Origin of the sequence: Marinobacter sediminum, from assembly GCF_023657445.1 — a bacterium.
Taxonomy (GTDB): Bacteria; Pseudomonadota; Gammaproteobacteria; order Pseudomonadales; family Oleiphilaceae; genus Marinobacter; species Marinobacter sediminum_A.
In genome coordinates this window covers 2,607,874-2,631,322 of sequence record NZ_JAGTWY010000001.1, presented here as the reverse complement: position 1 = coordinate 2,631,322, position 23,449 = coordinate 2,607,874, and the positions used below count along the sequence as shown (strand labels likewise).

The window sequence follows — 23,449 nt, the reverse complement described above, 5'->3', positions numbered from 1 at the left end:
CCTGGGAACAAAAACCGTTCCCGGCCTACAAAAAAGCGGGACGGAGTTTTGACTCCCTCTCGCTTTTTTGCGAGCTGAATTTGCGCTTGCGTTCCTGTTCGTGACGAACCGATACGCCACTCGATGAGGATACAAGCCTTGAGCACACCCGCAATCCTTGCACTCGCAGACGGAAGTCTTTTCTACGGCACCGCCATTGGCGCTGACGGAGAAACCAGCGGTGAAGTGGTGTTCAACACCGCCATGACCGGTTACCAGGAAATCCTGACGGATCCGTCCTACTCCCGCCAGATCGTAACTCTGACCTATCCTCACATCGGCAACACCGGTGTTAATGAAGAAGACGTAGAGTCAGATCGCATCCACGCTGCCGGCCTGATCATCCGTGATCTGCCCCTGACGGCCAGCAACTGGCGTAGCAAGGGGACATTGGACGACTACCTGCGAAGCAACAATATTGTTGGAATTGCCGACATCGACACCCGTCGCCTGACCCGCATCCTCCGGGACAAGGGTTCCCAGAACGGCGCCGTGGTCGCTGGTGAAAATGCTACCGCTGAGCGTGCCCTTGAGCTTGCCAAGGCCTTCCCGGGCCTGAAAGGCATGGACCTCGCGAAAGAAGTCACCTCCGAGAAAAAATGGAGCTGGAGCCAGAGTGAGTGGACTCTGAATGACGGGTACGGCGAGGCTGGAGAGCCGCAGTTCAAGGTTGTGGCCTGGGATTACGGCGTCAAGCTCAACATCCTGCGCATGTTGGTGTCCCGCGGCTGCGAAATTACCGTGGTGCCTGCCCAGACGCCGGCTTCCGAAGTACTCGCAATGAACCCTGACGGCATCTTCCTTTCCAACGGTCCTGGTGACCCTGAGCCTTGCGACTATGCCATCAAGGCGATTCAGGAGGTGCTGGAAACCGAGATCCCCGTGTTCGGCATTTGCCTGGGGCACCAGTTACTGGCGCTCGCCAGTGGGGCCAAGTCCATGAAAATGGGCCACGGCCACCACGGCGCAAACCACCCGGTTCAGGATCTCGACAAAGGCACGGTGATGATCACCAGCCAGAACCACGGTTTTGCCGTTGACGAGGCAACACTGCCGGCCAATCTGGAGGCGACTCACAAGTCCCTGTTTGACGGCACGCTGCAGGGCATCCGCCGGACCGACAAGCCGGCCTATAGCTTCCAGGGACACCCGGAAGCCAGCCCCGGCCCTCACGATGTGGCGCCCCTGTTTGACGAGTTTATCCGTCTGATGAAAATGCGATCCGCCTGAGGCGGGTTGTTACGGGATACTCACGGGCGCTGCCTTTGTGCGCTGCAAGAATTTAAAAGTTGCTGACAGGTTTACCAAGACATGCCAAAACGTACCGATATTAAAAGCATCCTGATCCTGGGCGCAGGCCCGATAGTGATCGGGCAGGCGTGCGAGTTTGACTACTCCGGAGCCCAGGCGTGTAAGGCGCTGCGGGAAGAGGGCTACCGGGTTATTCTGGTCAACTCCAACCCGGCGACCATCATGACCGACCCGGTGATGGCCGATGCCACCTACATTGAGCCGATTACCTGGAAGACCGTCGAGAAGATCATCGAGAAAGAGCAGCCGGACGCGCTGCTGCCCACCATGGGCGGCCAGACCGCGCTGAACTGTGCGCTGGATCTGGAGCGCCATGGCATTCTGGACAAGCACGGCGTGGAAATGATCGGCGCCAATGCCGACACCATCGACAAGGCCGAAGACCGGGACCGCTTCGACAAAGCCATGAAAAAGATCGGCCTCGAGTGCCCTCGAGCTACCATCGCCCACTCCATGGAAGAAGCGTGGAAAGTGGCTGACGACATCGGCTTTCCGTGCATCATCCGTCCGTCCTTCACCATGGGTGGTTCCGGTGGCGGTATCGCGTATAACCGCGATGAATTCGAGGAAATCTGTCTCCGCGGCCTGGACCTGTCCCCGACCAACGAACTGCTGATCGACGAATCCCTGATCGGCTGGAAGGAATACGAGATGGAAGTGGTCCGCGACAAGGCGGACAACTGCATCATCGTCTGTGCCATCGAAAACTTTGATGCCATGGGCGTGCACACCGGCGACTCCATCACCGTCGCCCCGGCCCAGACCCTGACCGACAAGGAATACCAGATCATGCGGAACGCCTCGCTGGCGGTCCTGCGTGAGATCGGGGTGGAAACCGGCGGCTCCAACGTCCAGTTCGGCATCAACCCCGACACCGGCCGTATGGTGGTGATCGAGATGAACCCGCGGGTGTCCCGCTCCTCGGCGCTGGCCTCCAAGGCCACCGGCTTCCCGATTGCCAAGGTGGCGGCCAAGCTGGCGGTGGGTTACACCCTGGACGAGCTGCGCAACGAAATCACCGGCGGCGTCACCCCGGCCTCGTTCGAGCCCAGCATCGACTACGTGGTCACCAAGATTCCCCGGTTCACCTTCGAGAAGTTCCCCCAGGCCGACGCCCGCCTGACCACCCAGATGAAATCCGTGGGTGAGGTGATGGCCATCGGCCGCACCTTCCAGGAATCCCTGCAGAAAGCCCTGCGCGGCCTGGAAGTGGGCTCCGAAGGGTTCGACGAGAAACTGGACGACCTCAGCTCCCAGGACTCCCAGGAAACCCTGACCCGCGAGCTGAACGTGCCCGGAGCCGACCGCATCTGGTACATCGGTGACGCGTTCCGGGCCGGTCTGAGCGTGGATGACCTGCACCAGCACACCCACGTGGACCCCTGGTACCTGGTGCAGATCGAAGACCTCATTCGGGAAGAGCAGGCGCTGAAGTCCGCCGGCAAGGCCGACATCGATCAGGCCACCCTGTTCCGCCTCAAGCGCAAGGGCTTCTCCGATGCCCGCCTGGCCAAGCTGCTGGGCCTCTCCGAAGTGAGCCTGCGCAAGCTGCGTCACGATCTGGACATCCGTCCGGTCTACAAGCGGGTTGATACCTGCGCCGCAGAATTTGCCTCCGACACCGCCTACATGTACTCCACCTATGAGGAAGAGTGCGAGGCGGACGCCAGCGATCGCGAAAAGATCGTGGTCATCGGTGGTGGCCCGAACCGGATCGGCCAGGGCATCGAGTTCGATTACTGCTGTGTGCACGCGGCCCTGGCCATGCGAGAGGACGGCTACGAGACCATCATGATCAACTGCAACCCGGAGACCGTGTCCACCGATTACGACACCTCCGACCGGTTGTACTTCGAGCCGATCACCCTGGAAGACGTGCTGGAAATCATCCACGTCGAGAAGCCCAAGGGCGTGATCGTGCAGTACGGTGGCCAGACCCCGCTGAAACTGGCCCGTGGCCTGGAAGCGGCCGGTGTGCCGATCATCGGCACCAGCCCGGACGCCATCGACCGCGCCGAAGACCGTGAGCGCTTCCAGCAGATGATTACCCGCCTGGGCCTGAAGCAGCCGGAAAACGCCACCGTGCGCAGTCATGAGGAAGGCATCCTGGCGGCCCGGGACATCGGTTATCCGCTGGTGGTTCGTCCGTCCTACGTGCTGGGTGGCCGGGCCATGGAAATCGTCTACGACGAGGAAGAGCTGGTGCGCTACATGCGCAACGCCGTGCTGGTCTCCAATGACAGCCCGGTGCTGCTGGACCACTTCCTCAATGCCGCCATTGAGGTGGACATTGATGCCATCAGTGACGGCAAGGATGTGGTCATTGGCGGTATCATGCAGCACATCGAACAGGCGGGCGTGCACTCCGGTGACTCTGCCTGTTCACTGCCGCCGTACAGCCTGCCTGCCGGAGTGCAGGATGAGATGCGCGAGGCGGTGAAGAAGATGGCCATCGAGCTCGATGTTATCGGCCTGATGAACGTCCAGCTGGCCTGGCAGGATGACGAGATCTACGTGATTGAAGTGAATCCGCGGGCCTCCCGGACCGTGCCGTTCGTGTCCAAGGCCATCGGTGTCTCGCTGGCCAAGGTGGCGGCCCGTGTCATGGCGGGCAAGACCCTGGCGGAGCTTGGCTTCACCGAGGAGATTGTGCCGGACTATTTCGCGGTGAAAGAGTCGGTGTTCCCGTTCAACAAGTTCCCGGCGGTGGATCCGATCCTCGGGCCGGAAATGAAGTCGACCGGTGAGGTGATGGGGCTGGGCGACAGCTTTGACGAAGCCTTTGCCAAGTCGGCTCTTGCCGTCGGTGAGCGATTGCCGGCCCAGGGTACTGCCTTCATCTCTGTGCGCGATGTAGACAAACCCGGTGCCGCCAAGGTTGCTCGTGACCTGGTCGAGGCTGGCTTTAAGCTGATTGCAACTACCGGTACCGCCAAAGCCCTCAGGGAAGCAGGTATCGAAGTTGAGCGGGTGAACAAGGTTCGCGAAGGCCGTCCGCACATCGTGGATGCGATCAAGAACGGCAAGGCTCAACTGATTATTAACACAACTGAAGGTCGCAAGGCGATTTCCGACTCGGCTCAGATTCGCCAGTCCGCATTGCAGGCCAAGGTGACCTACACAACGACACTGGCGGGCGGGGAAGCCTTCTGCCGGGCCATCAAGTTTGGCCCGGAGCGCACTGTACGTCGCCTCCAGGATCTTCACGCAGGAAAGTGAGACTATGGCTGATAGAGTACCGATGACTCAGGCGGGTGAGACCCGCCTTCGTGAGGAACTTCACACGCTGAAGTCCAAAGACCGTCCGCGGGTTATCGCGGCAATTTCCGATGCCCGTGAACACGGTGATCTGAAAGAAAACGCTGAATACCATGCCGCGCGTGAGCAGCAGAGCTTTATCGAAGGGCGTATTCAGGAGATTGAAGGCAAGCTGTCCGCGGCCCAGGTGATTGATGTCACCACCATTGAAAATACCGGGAAGGTCATTTTCGGTACCACGGTGCATCTGCTCAACATGGATACCGATGAACAGGTTGTCTACCAGATCGTTGGCGAGGACGAGGCCGACATCAAGGCTGGCAAGATTTCCATCTCCTCTCCCATTGCCCGGGCGCTCGTCGGCAAGAGTGAAGGCGATGTGGTGGCTATTCGTGTGCCGTCAGGTACCGTGGAGTACGAAATCGAAGAGGTAGAGTACGTCTGATACTGATGTAGCTCGTACAAAAAAAAGCCGGCTGGAATCTTCTCAGCCGGCTTTTTTGTTTCTGCTTTTACAGCAGCGGTTGTCGTTTACTGCTTGTGGCGCTGCAGGTTGGACAGCTTCGGGTTGGGCTTCTTGGCACGGCGGAGTATAACCGCCATCTTGCCAATGCTTTGTACCAGTTCCGCGCCTGCGGCTTCGCACAAGGCAGTAATGGCTTCCTGGCGGACTTCACGATCCTGGCTGGCCACCTTGATTTTAATCAGCTCATGATCGTTGAGCGCGCGCTCCAGCTCTTCCTGAAGTCCTTCCGACAGGCCTTTGTCACCAACTATGATGACCGGCTTCAAGTTGTGGGCAATGGCCCGGTATTCCCGGCGCTGTTCCGGTGAAAGACTCATGATGTAATCTCTTTTATCGGTGCAATTAACAAAAGGTCAGCGATCTCTATCGCTGGCATAATCGTATAATTGAGGAATTGTAACAGATCACCCTCTGTTAAAAATTGCCGTTAACACTTACGGTCAGGCTCTTGCGCCGTTGTGCTCGGGGAACATTTGGGTGGTGATCGGGTCGAAATACTAGTCAGGCGTTGTAATTTCAGGTTTGGTGCCCAATATGGGTGTTATGGCCCAAGTTTCTCTTGATTGTAAGGGGCCCGAGGGTGGACTCTCGAGGGCTGCCTGCCTGAGGCCGATACGGATGGGCCGTTTCTGGTGGACGGGCGTACAATTGGTGTAAGGTGTCAGGAAAGGGTAGGTCCCACGCGGACGGCTCTCCAATTCACAGGTGATGATCCTTGAACGATATGGCAAAAAATCTGGTTCTCTGGCTAATTATAGCCGCTGTACTGCTAATGGTGTTTCAGAACTTCTCTCCCACCACTAGCGGTCAACAAGTCAATTATTCCCAGTTTGTTGAAATGGTCCAGCAGGGCCAGATCAATAAGGTCACCATTGATGGCCTGGAAATTCAGGGTACCCGCGGTGATGGGTCCCAGTTCCAGACAATCCGTCCGCAAGTAGCTGATAACAAGCTGATGGACGACCTGCTGGCGAACAACGTCGAAGTCATCGGTAAGGAGCCGGAGCGCCAGAGCCTGTGGACGCAGTTGCTGGTGGCGGCATTCCCGATACTGATCATAATCGCGTTATTTGTTTTCTTCATGCGCCAGATGCAGGGCGGCGGTGGCGGCAAAGGCCCCATGTCGTTTGGCAAGAGCAAGGCGCGTCTGATGAGTGAAGATCAGATCAAGACCACCTTCGGCGACGTAGCTGGTGTTGATGAAGCCAAGGAAGATGTAAAGGAACTGGTGGACTTCCTTCGGGATCCCAGCAAGTTCCAGCGACTCGGTGGCAGCATCCCGAAAGGCGTGTTGATGGTAGGTCAGCCGGGCACCGGTAAGACCCTGCTCGCCAAGGCAATTGCCGGCGAGGCCAAGGTGCCTTTCTTCTCCATTTCCGGCTCGGATTTCGTGGAGATGTTTGTGGGCGTTGGCGCCTCCCGTGTCCGTGACATGTTCGAGCAGGCCAAGAAACAGAGCCCGTGCATCATCTTTATCGACGAGATCGATGCCGTGGGTCGCCATCGTGGCGCCGGCATGGGTGGTGGTCACGATGAGCGTGAGCAGACCCTGAACCAGTTGCTGGTCGAGATGGATGGTTTTGAGGGTAACGAAGGCGTTATCGTTATCGCAGCCACCAACCGTCCGGATGTTCTGGACCCCGCGCTGCTCCGTCCCGGCCGTTTCGACCGTCAGGTCGTGGTGGGTCTCCCGGACATTATTGGCCGCGAGCAGATTCTGAAAGTCCACATGAAGAAAGTGCCTCTGGCAGATGGCGTAGAGCCTGGACTGATCGCCCGTGGTACGCCCGGCTTCTCCGGTGCAGACCTGGCCAACCTGGTAAACGAGGCTGCCCTGTTTGCGGCGCGTCGTAACCAGCGCCTGGTGTCCATGGAAGAGTTCGAGCTCGCCAAGGACAAGATCATGATGGGCGCTGAGCGCAAGTCCATGGTGATGAGTGAGAAAGAAAAGCGTAATACCGCTTACCACGAGTCAGGTCACGCGATCGTTGGTCGTCTCACGCCCGAGCATGATCCTGTTTACAAGGTGAGCATCATTCCTCGTGGCCGCGCTTTGGGTGTGACGATGTTCCTGCCCGAAGAGGATAAGTACAGCCACAGCAAGCGGTTCCTGATCAGTTCGATCTGCAGCCTGTTTGGTGGGCGTATTGCCGAAGAGCTGACGCTTGGTTTTGACGGAGTCACCACCGGTGCGTCCAACGACATCGAGCGTGCGACCAGTCTGGCCAGGAACATGGTCACCCGCTGGGGTTTGTCTGAAAAGCTTGGCCCGTTGCAATACGACACCGACAGCGAAGAGCCCTTCATTGGTCGCTCTGCAGGTCAGGCCCAGACGGTATACTCGCCTGAGACTGCTCAGCGGATTGACGAGGAAGTGCGTAACATCATCGACGAGTGTTATGAAAAGGCCAAACAGCTGCTGGTAGATAACCGCGACAAGCTGGATCTGATGGCTGATGCGTTGATGAAGTACGAAACCATCGATCGCTTCCAGATTGACGACATCATGGAAGGTCGTATACCTCGCCCACCGAAGGGCTGGGGTGACAACGGCCCGACCGGAGGAGTCAAGGCGGATGAGCCTGAGCAGGCTCCGGATCCGAAGAGCTCTGATGATGGTCATCAGCCAGGTGTTGGTCGGCCTGCCGGCGAGCACTGACTCAGTCGGCTGACCTGAAAGTCTGATTCATGCGCCGCCCGGGCTCCGGGCGGCGTTTGTTTTTGTTACTCCAAATATTTTGGTTTGGAAAGAAGGTCTTCTATGGAAATGAATTTCGCCGGGCGGGTCCTGGATATGTCCCGCAGCCATGTGATGGGTGTCCTGAATGTTACCCCGGACTCCTTTTCCGATGGTGGGCAGTTCAATCGCCCTGAGGCTGCGATTCTCCGCGCTCGGCAAATGGTCGCCGACGGTGCCGCATTTATTGATGTGGGGGGAGAATCCACCCGGCCCGGTGCGAGCCCGGTATCGGTCCAGGAAGAGCTGGACCGCGTGTGCCCGGTGGTGGAAGCCATTGCCCGGGAGCTGGGTGTGGTGGTTTCGATTGATACCAGTGCGCCAGAAGTTATGGCTGAAGCAGCGCGCCTCGGGGCGGGGCTGATAAATGATGTCCGTGCCTTGCAGCGGGAAGGGGTACCTGAAGTCGTTGCGAAGGCGGATATTCCCGTCTGCATCATGCACATTCAGGGTGAGCCGGATTCGATGCAGGAGCGCCCGGAATATCGTAATGTGCGCCGTGAAGTCAGTGAGTTTCTGAGTGAGCGTATGCGGGTCGCCGAGCATGCGGGGGTGCGCCCCGAAAACATTCTGTTAGACCCTGGCTTTGGATTTGGTAAAACACTTGAACACAACCTGCAACTGCTGGCCTCGATGGAACAGTTGCAGATTCTCGGTCATCCGCTGCTTGTTGGTATTTCCCGGAAGTCCATGCTGGGGGCGATCACCGGGCGTGAAGTAAATGAACGGTTGCCCGCAAGCCTTGCCGCCGCGACAATATCGGCTATGAAGGGGGCAAGCATCATACGGGTGCACGATGTCCGGGAAACGGTTGATGCTGTCAAGGTAGTGACGGCGATGAAGGAGGCAGTTTGATGTCCGAGAGAAAGTACTTTGGCACGGATGGCATACGTGGGCATGTTGGGGAATTTCCGATTACTCCGGAGTTTATGCTGCACCTGGGTTGGGCTGCGGGGCAGGCTTTCAAACGCGGCGGTCAGCGCAACAGTGTCCTGATTGGTAAGGATACTCGCCTTTCTGGCTATATGTTTGAGTCGGCTTTGGAGGCGGGCCTTTCTGCTGCCGGGGTAGACGTAAAGCTTCTCGGGCCGATGCCGACGCCTGCCATTGCATACCTGACACGAACCTTTCGGGCCTCCGCCGGCATTGTAATCAGTGCTTCGCACAATCCGCACCATGACAACGGCATCAAGTTCTTTTCGCCAGCTGGTACTAAGCTGGATGACGCGCTGGAGACAGAGATTGAGCGGTGGCTCGATAAGCCTATTCAGGTTTGTGATTCCTCGGAGCTGGGCAAGGCGTCCCGGGTAGACGATGCCCCCGGTCGATACGTGGAGTTTTGCAAGAGCACAGTGCCTAATGAATTTGCCCTCGATGGTATGAAGGTGGTGCTCGATTGCGCCCACGGTGCAACCTATCACGTCGCCCCCAAGGTGTTCGGGGAGTTGGGCGCCGAGGTAATGGTTATCGGTGGAGATCCGGATGGTCTCAATATTAACCTGAATGTGGGGTCTACCCATCTGGGCGCGCTCAAACAGGCTGTCCTGGAAAAAGGCGCGGATCTGGGTATCGCGTTTGATGGAGACGGCGACCGGGTGCTTATGGTTGATCGTGATGGCTCCGAAGTGGATGGCGATGAGCTGCTTTACGTGATTGCTTCCCAGCGGTTTGCTGAAGGCCGCCTGAACGGCGGGGTTGTCGGCACCTTGATGACCAACCTTGGTGTGGAGCTTGCTCTGAGAGAGCAGGGCATAGATTTCGAGCGTGCCAAGGTTGGTGACCGCTACGTGATGGAACGTTTGGTGGCCAATCAGTGGGTGCTCGGTGGCGAGGGCTCCGGCCATATGGTGATCCGGGACTGCACCAGCACGGGCGATGGTATTGTCTCTGCGCTCCAGGTTCTGGTGGCGGTCAGAAAGTCTGGCAAGTCCCTTGCGGAATTGCGCCAGGGCATGAGCAAGCTGCCGCAGACCATGGTGAACGTTCGGGTCGCGAAGCGCTTTGATCCGCTCAGTCGGGACGATATCACTGCCGCTGTTCGCAAGGCCGAAGTCCAGCTCGGCGACTCCGGTCGTGTCCTTTTGAGGGCTTCCGGCACTGAGCCGCTGATTCGTGTAATGACCGAGGGGCAGGACGCGGAAGATATAGCCCGCATCGCCAAAGAGCTTGCCCTGGTTGTGGAAAATTCCACGCCTTAATTTTGTGTTTTCAGGCGGTTGTCTGTCACGAGGGACTGCTGTATAGTTCGCCCTCCCTTACGTTCGGGAACTGTTATGCGCCGCAAGATCGTAGCCGGAAACTGGAAAATGAACGGGTCGAAAGACCTGGCGGAAAAGCTGGTAGGCTATGTCCGGTCAGAGTCCGAGTCTCTTGATAATGGCGTGGAGGTTGTTATTATCCCTCCCGCGATTTATGTCAGGGATGTTGTGGAGCAGGCAGCCGATACTTTGGCTGTTGGTGTTCAGAACGTAGGTCAGTGGCAGTCAGGCGCCTTTACCGGCGAGATTTCCGCGGAGATGGTGAAGGACCAGGGTTGTACGTTTGCCCTGGTTGGTCATTCGGAGCGCCGGCAGATTTTCGGGGAATCCGATGACATGGTGGCTGCCAAGGTCGAGCGCCTGGTTTCTTGTGGTTTGACCGCCGTTGTTTGTGTCGGCGAGACCCTGGAAGAGCGTGAAGCTGGTCGAGCCGAAGCTGTTGTCGCGGCTCAGGTGAAGCATGGTCTGGCCAGTGTGGCCGCTGATCAGTGGAGCCGTATAGTAGTGGCTTACGAGCCGGTCTGGGCGATCGGTACGGGTAAAACAGCCACTGCAGAAGATGCCCAGACAATGCACGCGTCGATTAGAAAGGTGCTTGCGGGAATCGGGGCACCGGCCGAAAGCATTTCCCTGCTTTACGGCGGCAGTGTAAAAGCGGATAATGCAGCCGCACTTTTTGCCGAGCCGGATATTGACGGCGGTTTAATAGGCGGTGCATCGCTCAAAGATAAAGATTTTGTGAGTATCTGCCGGTCGATGCCGGCGGGTACCTAAAGTTAAAAGGTTCGCGAGAGTCGTTATGGATTGGATGGAAACACTGGTAGTCGTTGTGCACGTGGTGATCGCGGTGGCGCTGGTGGGTCTGGTTTTGATCCAGCAGGGCAAGGGCGCTGATGCTGGTGCCGCTTTTGGTGGCGGTGCTTCCCAGACTGTTTTTGGTAGTCAGGGTAGCGGCAGTTTTCTGACCCGTTTTACCACGATTCTTGCGATCGTATTTTTTGTAACGAGTTTTTCGCTGGCGGTGTTCGCCAAGCAGCGTGCTGAAGTGGCAGGTGAGGCTGGTATTCCGGTAGTTCAGGAGTCCAAGCAGGCGCCGGCGGATCAGGCTGCTGAGCAAGGTGATGCGGCGCAAACAGGCGAAGCCGAGAGCGGGGAGTCTGATCTTCCCGAGCTCGAGTAAGAGTGCTGCCCGGGTGGTGGAACTGGTAGACACGCTATCTTGAGGGGGTAGTGGCGAAAGCCGTGCCGGTTCGAGTCCGGCCCCGGGCACCATATAAGAAAAAACGGCTTGGAATCTCCAGGCCGTTTTTTTTGGTCAGTCCTTGACCAGTCCAGCCGGCGTCTCTATACTCCGGCGGATATTGGAACCGGTGGGCGTCAGTCCGCGGTTTTCTGGCAGGCCAGGTGTCTGTCAGCAGGAAGCGGTTCATCGTTTTGCTTCTTGCGAGTTCTTGCAACAAAGGGCCCCACTTGTAGGGGCTTTTTGATTAAGGGGCCTGGCGCATCAGGCCCTGGTGCATAAAAAGGGCTGATGAACAGCCCTTTTTTTGTTTTTGGGGCCGGTAAATTTGAAAATGGAGACGGCATAACTTGTCAGCCAAGCTTAAGCAACTGGAAGACATTCTTCGGCCTGTAGTCGAAGGCCTGGGCTTTGAGTTCTGGGGTATTGAATATCGCTCGCAGGGCCATCATTCAAAGCTGAGGGTCTTTATAGATGATGCTGAAAACGGCGTCTCGGTTGAAGACTGCGAAAAGGTCAGTCGCCAGATCAGCGGTGTGATGGATGTGGAAGACCCCATTCAGACCGAATACACGCTTGAGGTCTCATCCCCCGGGATGGATCGCCCGCTGTTTCGTCTTGAACAATACGAGGCCTTTGCTGGCCATCAGGTACAGATCCGCTTGCGCATGGCCTTTGACGGCAGGCGCAAATTCCAGGGCCTTATCAAGGGCGTTGAGGGGGATGATGTGGTTGTCCTGGTTGACGACCACGAGTATCTGCTGCCGTTCGACAGCATTGAAAAAGCTCACATTATCCCGGTATTTGAATGAATACATTTAAGAAAGTCAGTGGACGCACAGTTTATTTTGAGGGCAGGGCAATCCAATGAGTAAAGAGATCTTGCTGGTGGTTGAATCCGTCTCGAACGAGAAAGGAGTCGAGAAGGATGTGATTTTTGAGGCGATCGAGCTTGCGCTCGCCACCGCTGCCAAAAAACGTTACGACGATGAGGAAGCGGATATCCGGGTTGCCATTGATCGTCGCACCGGAGAGTACGAAACCTTCCGTCGCTGGCTGGTGGTCGATAATGATGCCGTGCCGGCGCTGGGCACCGAGTTGACGATGCAGGAAGCGGAAGAAATTGATTCAAACCTGCGCCCGGGCGACATTCATGAAGAGAAGATCGAGTCGGTCGCGTTCGGGCGGATTGGTGCCCAGGCGGCCAAGCAGATCATCTTCCAGAAGGTTCGCGAAGCCGAGCGTACCAAGATCGTGGATAGCTACCGTGACCGTGTTGGTGAGCTCGTATCCGGTACGGTCAAGAAGGTCACTCGCGACAATGTGATTGTGGATCTCGGCGCTAACGCAGAGGCGTTGTTGCCCCGCGAAAACCTCATCCCCCGGGAAACTTTCCGGATGGGTGACAGGGTGCGTTCACTGCTGCTGGAGATCCGGACGGATCACCGCGGCCCGCAACTGATCCTGAGCCGCACGGCGCCGCAGATGCTGATTGAGCTTTTCCGCATCGAAGTGCCGGAGATCGCAGAGGAACTGATCGAGATCCGTGGCGCAGCCCGTGATCCCGGTTCCCGGGCCAAGATTGCCGTGAAGACCAATGACCGTCGTATTGACCCGGTTGGTGCCTGTGTTGGCATGCGTGGTTCACGCGTGCAGGCCGTCTCCAACGAGCTGGGCGGCGAGCGTGTAGACATTGTTCTCTGGGACGACAACCCCGCTCAGTTGGTAATCAATGCCATGTCTCCGGCGGAAGTTGCTTCCATCGTGATGGATGAAGATCGCCACACCATGGAAGTTGCCGTCGCTGAAGATAACCTGGCCCAGGCCATCGGCCGGAACGGCCAGAATGTTCGCCTGGCCACAGAGTTGACCAGTTGGACCCTGAACGTAATGACCGAAGAGGAAGCCGGTGAGCGTCAGGAACAGGAGTATAGTGGTCTGGTAGAGCATTTCGTTGGTCATCTGGATGTAGACGAGGAGTTTGCCGCTGTCCTGATTGAGGAAGGCTTTACCTCCATTGAGGAAGTGGCCTACGTACCAATGGAAGAGATGCTGGCGATCGAAGGTTTTGACGAAGATACCGTCACTGAACTGCGTCGTCGTGCCAAAGATGTCCTGCTTAACCAGGCTCTGAAAAGTGAGGAGGCTCTTGAAGGCGCGGAGCCGGCAGAAGATCTTCTGGCTATGGACGGTATGGACAGAGGCCTGGCATTTAAGCTGGCAGGTATAGGTGTCCGTACCATGGAAGATCTGGCGGAGCAGTCGGTCGGCGACCTGCTCGATATTGAAGGTATGGATGAAGAGCGTGCTGGTCAGCTGATTATGACTGCACGCGCCCCCTGGTTTGAAGACCAGGCCTAATTCGGGAGGAGGACCAGTATGGCTGAAGTAACGGTAAAACAACTGGCCGAAGATGTAGGCGCTCCCGTGGATCGTTTGCTGAAGCAGATCGTGGAAGCCGGCCTCAAGGCCCGTTCTGAAAACGACTCTGTATCCAGCGATGAGAAGCAGCAGTTGCTGGCATATTTGAGAAAGACTCACGGTGAGGCGGATTCAGAACCCCGCAAGATCACCCTGAAGCGGAAGACCACAACCACCCTCAAGGCTGGTAAGGCCAAGACGGTTAATGTGGAAGTTCGCAAGCGCCGCACGTACATCAAGCGGGCAGAGGTGCAGCCGGAAGCGGAAGCTCCTCAGCCAGAAGAGGCGGTAGAAGAGCAGAAGCAGGCTCCAGTGGAGGAGGCTCCGAAGGTTGCCGCTGAGCAGGCGCCTCAGCCTGAGACCGAGACACCAGCTCCGGTGCAGGAAGAGAAGGCAGCTGAAACCGCCGAAGAAGAAAAGGCGCCAGTTGCAGAAGAGCCGCCCAAGAAGGCGAAAGAGCCCGAGCCCGTTCCGGCTCCGGAAGATATGCCTATGCCGCCGCCTGAAGGCGAGGGTAAGGACCGGAAGCCGAAGAAAAAGAAAGAAAAAGTTCGCGAACGTGGCGACGAGATCGAAGAAGGCAAGCCGAAGAAGAAATCGGCTGGTCATCGTGGTCCGCGCAGCCGCCCGGTGGAAGAGCCTCTGGTTATTTCCGAGGACGAAGAAGATACCACCTTACGTAAGCCGCTGCGTGCGAAAAAGAAACCCAAAGAGAAGCGTCATGGCTTCGAGAGGCCGACCAAACCAATGGTCAGAGAAGTAGAGATTCCCGAAACGATTAGCGTAGGTGACCTGGCCCAGCGTATGGCGGTCAAGTCAGCTGACGTGATCAAGACACTGATGGGTATGGGCGTAATGGCCACCATCAACCAGGCACTGGACCAGGAAACAGCGGTTCTGGTAACTGAAGAGCTGGGCCACAAGGCCAAGACAGTCAGTGATGATGCGTTCGAAGAAGAGGTTCTGAGCGAATTCTCCTTCGAGGGTGGCGAGAAAACCAAGCGCGCACCTGTCGTAAGTGTCATGGGCCATGTTGATCACGGTAAAACGTCGCTACTGGACTATATCCGACGGACCAAGGTGGCCTCCGGTGAGTCCGGTGGTATCACCCAGCACATTGGTGCTTACCACGTGGAAACCGACCACGGCATGGTGTCCTTCCTGGATACCCCGGGCCACGCGGCGTTCACCGCCATGCGTGCTCGTGGCGCCCAGTGTACGGATATCGTTATCCTGGTCGTTGCGGCGGATGATGGTGTCATGCCGCAGACCAAGGAAGCCGTTCAGCATGCGCGCTCCGCGGGTGTGCCGCTTGTGGTAGCCATCAACAAGATGGACAAGGAAGGCGCAGACCCCGATCGTATCAAGAGCGAGCTGGCTGCACTGGAAGTCGTTCCGGAAGATTGGGGCGGGGATGTCCAGTTTGTTCCGGTTTCCGCGCATACCGGTGACGGTATCGAGGCCCTGCTTGAAGCGGTATTGCTGCAGTCTGAAATCCTTGAGCTGGAAGCCTCTCCGGATGCACCTGCCAAGGGTGTTGTGGTTGAGTCCAGTCTTGAGCGCGGCCGTGGTTCTGTTGCCACAGTTCTGGTTCAGAACGGTACTCTGCGTCAGGGCGACATGGTCGTAGCCGGTTCTTACTTTGGTAAGGTCCGCGCCATGACCGATGAAGCCGGTAAGCAGGCCAAAGAAGCCGGGCCATCCATTCCGGTGGAGATTCTTGGTCTTAACGGAACGCCGGATGCAGGTGATGAATTCTTCGCCGTTGCTGACGAGAAGAAGGCCAAAGAACTGGCCGAGTTCCGTCAGACTCGCGAGCGGGAGCAGCGGTTGCAGCGCCAGCAGGCTGCCAAGCTCGAGAATCTGTTCGAGAACATGGGTAAAGATGAGGTCAAAACCCTCAACGTTGTACTCAAGACCGATGTTCGTGGTTCTCTGGAAGCCATTCTCAAGGCGCTCAAGGACCTGGGCAACGATGAAGTTCAGGTGAAGATTGTATCTTCCGGCGTTGGTGGTATTGCCGAAACCGACATCAGCCTGGCCATGGCGACCAATGCGGTTATCTTCGGTTTCAACGTCCGTGCTGATGCCGCATCCAAGCGCCTCGTTGAGCAGGAAGGTCTGGATCTGCGTTACTACAGCATCATCTACAACCTGATTGATGATGTGAAGGCGGCCCTGACCGGCATGCTGGCTCCGGAATTCCGTGAGGACATCGTCGGTATCGCTGATGTGCGTGATGTGTTCCGTTCACCGAAGTTCGGCCAGGTCGCTGGTTGTATGGTGACTGAGGGCAACGTGTACCGTAACAAGCCCATCCGTGTTCTGCGGGACAACGTGGTGATCTTTGAAGGCGAGCTGGAATCCCTGCGTCGCTTCAAGGATGACGTGCCCGAGGTACGTAACGGTATGGAATGTGGTATCGGCGTTAAGGGCTATGACGTGAAGGTCGGTGACCAGATCGAGGTGTTCGACCGCGTTCGGGTCGAGCGTAAGCTCGAATCCACGGGGGCCTGATGCCAAGAGAGTTCAGTCGTATTGATCGCATTGGCGATCAGATGCAGCGTGAACTGGCCCAGCTGATCCAGCGGGAGGTCAAAGACCCGCGGATCGGCATGGTCACGGTCAACGCGGTGAAAGTGAGTCGTGATCTCGGGTACGCCGATATCTACGTGTCGCTGCTGTCTGCCGAGGAACTGACGGAAGACTCTCCTGAGGTTCAGGATTCCCTGAAGGTGCTGGCTAAGGCGTCGGGGTTCCTGCGTGGGCAGGTCGGACGGGCAATGAAGCTGCGGGTTGTTCCTCAGCTTCGTTTCCACTTCGATACCCTGCAGGGTTACAGCCGTAAGATGGACAGTCTCATTCGCAAGGCCGTTGGCGATAAGCCCGTAGTCGACAGTGATGACGACGACAGCCAGAATGATCCGGAGCAGACCGCTTGAGCCGCAGACGCAAAGGTCGTGACGTCAACGGCATTCTGGTGATCGACAAGCCTCTGGGTGTCACCTCCAATGGCATCCTGCAGCAGGTTAAGCGTCTTTATGGCGCTGCCAAGGCTGGTCATACCGGCGCTCTTGATCCACTGGCGACGGGTGTGCTGCCGTTGTGTTTTGGCGAGGCCACCAAGTTTTCCCAGATGATGCTGGATAGCGACAAGGCCTATGTTGCAACCGCCCGACTGGGTATCCGGACTGAAACCGGGGACAGCGAAGGTGCGGTGGTTGAGGAAAAACCGGTTCCCTCAGACCTGTCGACAGAATACCTGGAAACTGTTCTGGATGGTTTCCGGGGTGACATCCAGCAAGTCCCGTCTATGTATTCCGCTCTCAAACATAAGGGGCGTCCCCTCTACGAATATGCCCGCGAGGGCATCGAGGTGGAACGTCCGGCCCGACCGGTGACTATATACGAGCTGACCCTGCTGGATGTGCGGGAGAATGAGCTGGATATCGCCGTTAGCTGCACCAAGGGTACGTATATTCGCTCACTGGTTGAGGATATCGGCGAAGCGCTGGGGTGCGGAGCCCATGTTATTGCGTTGCGTCGAACGATGGCGTCCGGTTTTACACTCTCCAGTGCCCACGAGGTCCCGAAACTCGAGGCGATGCGTGAGCGCGATGAGAGTCTTGACGGACTGCTGGTAGCGCCGGACGCGGCACTTTCGATGTTCCCGGAGGTGAAACTCGCCGGGCCGCCGTTGGTGTCGATATTGAACGGACAACCAGTTAGAATACCCGGTCAATCCCTTGAAGGCTTTGTGCGTCTTTATGGCAACGAAGGTTTTGTGGGGTTGGCAGAAGCATTCCCGGAAGGTGAGTTGATCAACCTGATCCCTCGCCGACTGGTGAAGAGCAGTGGCAAGCGATAGGCGTGTCACTGTTTAGCCGGGCTGTAGAGATGCGCGGTTCGGCCGTATTCGATTGCATCGCAAACAATGAGGTGAAATATGGCACTTTCTGCCAGTGAGAAGTCAGAGATCGTTAATGATTTTCAGCAAGGTGAAGGCGATACCGGTTCTCCTGAAGTTCAGGTTGCACTGCTGAGCGCGAACATCAATAAGCTGCAGGGTCATTTCAAGACCAACAAGCAGGATCATCATTCCCGCCGTGGTCTGATCCGGATGGTAAACCAGCGTCGTAAGCTGCTGGACTACCTCAAGCGCAAGAATGCTGACCGTTACCTGGATCTTATCCAGCGTCTGGGTCTGCGTCGCTAATCCGGTCTTTACGACCTGAAGGCTGCCTTCGGCTATTGCCGGAAGCAACCGGCAGCCGGCGGAACCGCTTGCGGTGCCGCCGGTTGTGCTTCTCGCCATTAATACTGCAGTTGTTGTGTCAGTGATTTCGAAGGATTCCCTGTCGTAATGGAAAGCCGAAATTGATAGCAGGTTGTTGAAAAGCCCGGGCTGGACATATTGCGAATGTCCACCCCGGGCTTTTCAACAGCCTGTTAGCTTTGAGACGGGTTGCCTTTCGGATCACATTTTAAACACCTGCAGACCAACGACTTGTGCGCATGGGCGTGCCGGTTGAATCAATCTGGAAACGAGTTACCAGGAGTTTTTTGTGGATCTGAAACCTGTAAAGAAATCGTTTGAGCTCGGCGGCAAAACCGTCACTCTGGAAACCGGACGTATTGCCCGTCAGGCGACCGGCGCCGTTCTGGTTACCATCGATGATGTGTCCGTGCTGGGCACTGTTGTTGGTGCCAAGGAACCAAAGCCGGGCCAGGGCTTTTTCCCGCTGACCGTTAACTACACCGAGAAAACCTACGCTGTAGGCAAGATCCCGGGTGGTTTCTTCAAGCGTGAAGGTCGTCCTTCAGAGAAGGAAACCCTGACGTCCCGCCTGATCGACCGTCCGATCCGTCCGCTGTTCCCGAATGGCTACATGAACGAAGTTCAGGTTGTCCTGACCGTGATGTCTGCCAACAAGACCCAGGATCCGGACATGGCCGCCATGCTGGCTGCGTCCGCTGCGCTGTCGATTTCCGGCATTCCGTTCGACGGTCCCATTGGTGCAGCCCGTGTTGCTTTCACCAATGAGCGCGGTTACTTCCTGAACCCGACCTTCGAAGAGCTCGAAACATCGCTGCTCAACATGGTCGTCGCCGGTACTGAGGACGCGGTTCTGATGGTTGAGTCCGAAGCCAAAGGCCTGACCGAAGACCAGATGCTGGGCGGTGTTCTGTTCGCGCACCAGGAAATGCAGGTTGCGGTCAACGCCATCAAGGAATTCGCTGCCGAGACTGGCAAGCCACGCTGGGAATGGCTGCCCGAGACTGAGAATGCCGAGCTGCTGAACGCCATCAAGGGTGAGTTCAGTTCAGCGATCGAGGAAGCTTACAGCATCCGTGACAAGATGGAGCGTTATGCTCGTCTGGGCGAGATCAAGGCGACCGCAGTTGAGAAGTTCGCCGGTGAGGAAGAGAACCAGCCTTCCGCAGACGAGGTCAAGAAGTGCTTCGGTAAGATCGAGAAAACCTGTGTTCGTCAGCAGGTTATCGACGGCAAGCCGCGTATCGATGGCCGTGACAACAAGACCGTTCGTCCGATTGAAATTGAAGTGGGCGTTCTGCCGAGCACTCACGGTTCTGCACTGTTTACCCGTGGTGAAACCCAGGCTATCGTGACCGCCACGCTGGGTACCGCCCGCGACATGCAGATCATCGATGCTCTGGAAGGTGAGCGTAAGGATCCGTTCCTGTTCCATTACAACTTCCCTCCGTATTCCGTTGGTGAAGCTGGCCGTATGGGCACTCCGGGTCGTCGTGAGGTCGGTCACGGTCGTCTGGCGAAGCGCGGTATTTCCGCGGTGATGCCGACCATCGAAGAGTTCCCGTACACCATTCGTGCGGTTTCCGAGATCACCGAATCCAACGGCTCCAGCTCCATGGCTTCAGTGTGTGGTTCCAGCCTCGCACTGATGGACGCGGGTGTTCCGCTGAAGGCGCCGGTTGCTGGTATTGCCATGGGTCTGGTCAAGGAAGGCGACAAGTTCGCGGTTCTGACCGATATCCTGGGTGACGAAGATCACCTGGGCGACATGGACTTCAAGGTTGCCGGTACCAAAGAGGGTATTACTGCCCTGCAGATGGACATCAAGATCAACGGCATCACCGACGAGATCATGGAACTGGCCCTGGAGCAGGCTCACGAAGCGCGTCTGCACATCCTCGGTGAGATGAACAAGGTCATTGCCGAGTCGCGTCCAGAACTGTCTGCCCGTGCTCCGAGCATCACAACCATCAAGATCAACCCGGACAAGATCCGTGACGTCATTGGTAAGGGCGGTGCGACCATTCGTTCTATCTGTGACGAGACCGGCGCGTCTATCGATCTGGACGATGACGGCAACGTGAAGATTTACGCGGACAACCAGGAAGCGGCGCAGGCTGCGGTTAACCGGGTTAAGGAAATCACCGCTGAAATCGAGGTTGGCGCGATCTACAAGGGTCGTGTTGAGCGCATCGTGGACTTCGGTGCGTTCGTTAACATCCTGCCTGGCAAGGACGGTCTGGTGCACATTTCCCAGATCTCCGAGCGCCGTATCGAGAACGTGACTGACGAGCTGAGCGAAGGTCAGGAAGTTCTGGTTAAGGTTCTGGATGTGGACAACCGTGGTCGCGTTAAGCTGTCCATGAAGGAAGTTAAGGAAGGCGAAGAGCCGACTGACTTCTCTGCCTGATAGCTAACCGCTAAACGGCTCAAGAAACCCGCCTTTCCTTCGGATTGGCGGGTTTTTTTCTTTCTGATTTCGGAGCATGCTGGTTTTGGAAGGCGCTTTTCAAAACACGCTACGAGCACATCCATGTGGGCTTGTTTCGGGCCGTCCTTGGCCCTCAACAGTTTTGAAAAGCGTCTTCCAAAACCAGCTCAGGCTTTAGTTGCTGGCCCTCGAGAGGAAGTTCAAGACAGTTTGTTTGTAGGCCGGGATCACAAACGTGGCAGCGTGTGGCGTATCGGTCTGCAGGAAGTTTTTCGGCTCTTCTGCTGCTTCGTAGAGATCCTTGCCGTGGTGGAAGGGGATAATGCCATCGCGGACACTGTGGATGATCATGATCGGCACTGGGCTGATACCCGCAATGCGATCCACGCCTTCATAATCATCTGGAATGGTCCAGCTTAAAGGTATCTGGAATGGCCAGGTTAGCCAGAAGCTCCCCAGTTTCTCTCTCGCTATTCCTCTGAACCCCGAAAAGGTGCCATCAAGCACCACACCGCTGAGTTCTGGTGTTTCTTTCCGTTGCACCCATTCGCTGGCGAGGGCAATGCCAAACGCACCACCGAGGCTCTGGCCAAGAAGGAACACGGGGGCGCCCTTAACGCCTGTTTGTTCCACAAGCCAGCGCAGGCCGGTTTCTGAGTCATGGAGAGCGCCTTCGATGTCCGGGTCGCCAGTGGATTTGCCGTAGCCGCGATAGTCGATGGTGAAGACGTTGTAGCCCTCTGCGGGCAGCCAGGCGACGTTGAGGATGTGGCTGCTGATGTTCTGGGCGTTACCGTGGAGGAAGTAGATGGTGCCTTTGGCAGGCGCTTGTGTGGTCTCGGCGGGGAGCCACCAGCCGTGGAGGGTTTCGCCGTCGGTGGTGTCGAGGTACACATCCTCGTAGTTCAGGTTGAGTCGGTCAGGGGTAATGTAGGTGACGTTATCCGGATAGAAGAAGACACTGCTGCAGCCGCCCAGGGTTAGCGTCGCTGTCAGCAGACCCAAGGCCAAAAATGTGGCTTTCAACTTCGGCGCAATCAGAAATATGCGTGCAGTCCCGCTTGCCATGTGCTCTGGTACCTGTCGTAGTGATCTTCCCGGGTGAATTCGGTAAACAGGCTGAATTTCCGGCCGATGTGCCAGTTGGCCTTAATGTAGGCCTGATCCTGCCTGTGTTGGCTGCTGACGATCCAGGCTTTGGTCCTGGCTCCGGCCATCAGGCTGAACTGGCTGTTTTGATGCAACAGTCCGATGTCGGCGCCTGGCGCTGCGTCGTAGCCGCGGCGGAGGTCGTCATCAATTTCCAGGTCAGCGGTGGCGAGGGCAAAGAGTTGGGTTTGTGGCCCCACTCGCCAGCTACCCCCTGCGCCGCCTTCAAGATAAGGCGTCAGCACGCGTTTAGTGCCGGTGTCGGCTCTTCGCCCGCCAAAACCTACCTGCCAGGATAGGGGCGAAAAAAACTGGTTTCTGGGGCTGAGAGAGCGAATCTCCACGCCGGTCAGCTGCTCCAGTTGCAGCTCGTCGTTGTCGGTGTAGTAGCGGGCGTCCAGTCTCAGGAACTGGAGCTGGGCGCCGCTACGATAGCCTGCGGGAGGGTCCAGTACATCGTGATAGGCCGGTCGCAGGGTGATCTGGGTGAACTCCCGATGGTCGAGCTGGCCGCCCGCCAGACTGAGGCGGAAGGTGTCATGGCCCTGATCATCCCGGATGGCGGGCTTGGGTGGGGCTTCTGGTGACCCCACGTTGTCGATGCTGCTGCGTTCTCGCAGCAGCTCATGAGACAGCGGGGCTGCGATGTCGCGTGGCCAGCCTTCCGCTTCGCTCTGGTAGCGGACATAGTCGTAGGTGGCATCCAGCACATGCGCTCTCTCACGGGCGCTCAGTTGTTGAAGTTCGTCGGCATTGGCGGCGACATAGCCATTGGCCACGGCCGCTGCCAGTGTCTGCTGCGAGTCCGGTAATGAGGACAGGCTATAGGCAACTGATGTGGCTGCAGATGGCCGGTAATTGATCGTGCTGACAAGGTCTTTGTCCACAACCCAGCGAACGGTGTCCGAGGGGATAGCGTGAGTGCTTACTTCGCTCAGAAGGTCGGCGTCCGGGCGTGCCACATCAATCAGGGCTAACAGGCGATAGGCACAGTTTTCATCGAAAAAATAGTAATCGAAATTGCGGTCCCGGATTTCCCATGCGTGGGCCAGCATCAGGTCTACTTCTTCCTGGTTGAGGTTCAGGGTGTATTCCCAGAGATCCCGGTGTTCGATGTCGGAATAAAGTCGAATTTTCTCGTAGTAGGGTTGGATCGTCGTTATGCCAGGGTAGCCACCGAAAATGCCTTTGTAGGCAAACAGGATTTCGCTGTCGTGGGCCGCTGCGTCGGCCGCATAGGAGATAGTACTGGCGAGCAGGAGGTTCGTCTCCTCATCGTCCTGTGGCGGGTCGAGCCTCAGGAAAGTGTGCCCGAACATGGAGGAGGGGCTGTTCAGGTAAGAGGCTGCGAAGACCAGGGTCACGGTTTCCGTGCTCAGTGTGTCCTTCCACTCCTGGTATTCAGGGCAATCGATGGCGGGTAGAGACAGGTTAAACCGCTTCTGAAGCCAGGCTGTTCTGGCCGGATAAAGACATCGGGCATGCTCGTCCCCACCGCCGGGCTTCTGAATGGCAGAAAGGGTTGCCTCCAGTTCGGCTCTCGGCGACTGTTTTCCGTTTTCGCTCAGAAAGAAAGCAGGGTCGTCCGCCTGGCTGGTGTAACTGTCACCCAGGGTGTCGGGATGGTAGTGGCCAAGAGTAAGCCAGGCAGGGTCCAGATAGGGAGGGCTGCCCCCCGAAGCGGAGTTTGCGTGACCGGATACGGTGAGAGCGAGCCAGAGCAGGGCCGGCCCAATGCGAAGCGAATAGCCCATGGATGATCGTTACTTCCGGGATTAACGGGGGGGTGAAACATGGAAATGC

General features: G+C 57.2%; 18 protein-coding genes and 1 tRNA gene. 16 read left to right on the top strand and 3 right to left on the bottom strand.

What is annotated here, in order from left to right; all coding sequences use genetic code 11:
• Positions 1-138: 138 nt before the first annotated feature.
• From carA to greA, 3 genes are all read left to right on the top strand, one after another.
• A complete protein-coding gene (carA, locus tag KFJ24_RS12485) occupies positions 139-1,269 on the top strand; it encodes a glutamine-hydrolyzing carbamoyl-phosphate synthase small subunit (protein WP_250831422.1) in 1,131 nt (376 codons plus the stop codon).
• A gap of 81 nt (positions 1,270-1,350) precedes the next feature.
• Positions 1,351-4,569 (top strand): carbamoyl-phosphate synthase large subunit, encoded by a 3,219-nt coding sequence (carB, locus tag KFJ24_RS12480; RefSeq protein ID WP_250831421.1) that lies wholly within the window; start codon positions 1,351-1,353, stop codon positions 4,567-4,569.
• A gap of 4 nt (positions 4,570-4,573) precedes the next feature.
• Positions 4,574-5,053: a transcription elongation factor GreA gene (greA, locus tag KFJ24_RS12475; RefSeq protein ID WP_250831420.1), complete on the top strand. Its 480-nt coding sequence runs from the start codon at positions 4,574-4,576 to the stop codon at positions 5,051-5,053.
• 86 nt (positions 5,054-5,139) lie between these two features.
• Here greA and yhbY read toward each other — a convergent pair whose 3' ends face one another.
• The gene (gene yhbY / locus KFJ24_RS12470; RefSeq protein ID WP_250831419.1) at positions 5,140-5,451 is read right to left on the bottom strand and encodes a ribosome assembly RNA-binding protein YhbY; all 312 of its coding nucleotides are present in this window, start codon (positions 5,449-5,451) and stop codon (positions 5,140-5,142) included.
• Between the two features lie 398 nt (positions 5,452-5,849).
• Here yhbY and ftsH point away from each other — a divergent pair, with 398 nt between their 5' ends.
• From ftsH to pnp, 13 genes are all read left to right on the top strand, one after another.
• Complete coding sequence (ftsH, locus tag KFJ24_RS12465) at positions 5,850-7,793, top strand: ATP-dependent zinc metalloprotease FtsH (RefSeq protein ID WP_250831418.1); 1,944 nt, start codon at positions 5,850-5,852, stop codon at positions 7,791-7,793.
• 102 nt (positions 7,794-7,895) lie between these two features.
• Positions 7,896-8,726, top strand: coding sequence for a dihydropteroate synthase (folP, locus tag KFJ24_RS12460; RefSeq protein ID WP_250831417.1), 831 nt, complete (start codon positions 7,896-7,898; stop codon positions 8,724-8,726).
• Positions 8,726-10,069, top strand: coding sequence for a phosphoglucosamine mutase (gene glmM / locus KFJ24_RS12455; protein WP_250831416.1), 1,344 nt, complete (start codon positions 8,726-8,728; stop codon positions 10,067-10,069). The genes folP and glmM overlap by 1 nt, the downstream gene beginning before the upstream one ends.
• Positions 10,070-10,144: 75 nt before the next feature.
• Positions 10,145-10,903 carry a triose-phosphate isomerase gene (gene tpiA / locus KFJ24_RS12450; protein WP_250831415.1) on the top strand — a complete coding sequence of 253 codons (759 nt, stop codon included), beginning with the start codon at positions 10,145-10,147 and terminating at the stop codon, positions 10,901-10,903.
• A gap of 25 nt (positions 10,904-10,928) precedes the next feature.
• Positions 10,929-11,309 (top strand): preprotein translocase subunit SecG, encoded by a 381-nt coding sequence (secG, locus tag KFJ24_RS12445; RefSeq protein WP_250831414.1) that lies wholly within the window; start codon positions 10,929-10,931, stop codon positions 11,307-11,309.
• A 7-nt stretch (positions 11,310-11,316) separates the two neighbouring features.
• A tRNA-Leu gene (locus tag KFJ24_RS12440) sits at positions 11,317-11,401 on the top strand.
• A 318-nt stretch (positions 11,402-11,719) separates the two neighbouring features.
• Entirely contained in the window at positions 11,720-12,181 is a 462-nt protein-coding gene (gene rimP, locus KFJ24_RS12435) for a ribosome maturation factor RimP (protein WP_250831413.1), read from the top strand.
• A gap of 55 nt (positions 12,182-12,236) precedes the next feature.
• Entirely contained in the window at positions 12,237-13,730 is a 1,494-nt protein-coding gene (gene nusA, locus KFJ24_RS12430; RefSeq protein ID WP_250831412.1) for a transcription termination factor NusA, read from the top strand.
• A gap of 18 nt (positions 13,731-13,748) precedes the next feature.
• Positions 13,749-16,307, top strand: a complete 2,559-nt coding sequence (infB, locus tag KFJ24_RS12425) for a translation initiation factor IF-2 (protein WP_250831411.1) — start codon at positions 13,749-13,751, stop codon at positions 16,305-16,307.
• Positions 16,307-16,732: a 30S ribosome-binding factor RbfA gene (rbfA, locus tag KFJ24_RS12420; protein WP_250831410.1), complete on the top strand. Its 426-nt coding sequence runs from the start codon at positions 16,307-16,309 to the stop codon at positions 16,730-16,732. Before infB ends, rbfA begins: the two co-directional genes overlap by 1 nt.
• Positions 16,729-17,658 (top strand): tRNA pseudouridine(55) synthase TruB, encoded by a 930-nt coding sequence (truB, locus tag KFJ24_RS12415; protein WP_250831409.1) that lies wholly within the window; start codon positions 16,729-16,731, stop codon positions 17,656-17,658. The genes rbfA and truB overlap by 4 nt, the downstream gene beginning before the upstream one ends.
• 78 nt (positions 17,659-17,736) lie before the next feature.
• Positions 17,737-18,006, top strand: a complete 270-nt coding sequence (gene rpsO / locus KFJ24_RS12410) for a 30S ribosomal protein S15 (protein WP_250831408.1) — start codon at positions 17,737-17,739, stop codon at positions 18,004-18,006.
• A 355-nt stretch (positions 18,007-18,361) separates the two neighbouring features.
• Positions 18,362-20,476 (top strand): polyribonucleotide nucleotidyltransferase, encoded by a 2,115-nt coding sequence (pnp, locus tag KFJ24_RS12405; protein ID WP_250832637.1) that lies wholly within the window; start codon positions 18,362-18,364, stop codon positions 20,474-20,476.
• Positions 20,477-20,671: 195 nt separating this feature from the next.
• On the opposite strand, the gene KFJ24_RS12400 is transcribed toward pnp, so the two are convergent.
• Together KFJ24_RS12400 and KFJ24_RS12395 are read right to left on the bottom strand one after the other, a co-directional pair.
• A complete protein-coding gene (locus KFJ24_RS12400) occupies positions 20,672-21,565 on the bottom strand; it encodes an alpha/beta hydrolase (RefSeq protein ID WP_250831407.1) in 894 nt (297 codons plus the stop codon).
• Entirely contained in the window at positions 21,535-23,400 is a 1,866-nt protein-coding gene (locus KFJ24_RS12395) for an Lnb N-terminal periplasmic domain-containing protein (RefSeq protein WP_250831406.1), read from the bottom strand. The genes KFJ24_RS12400 and KFJ24_RS12395 overlap by 31 nt, the downstream gene beginning before the upstream one ends.
• Positions 23,401-23,449 lie beyond the last annotated feature (49 nt).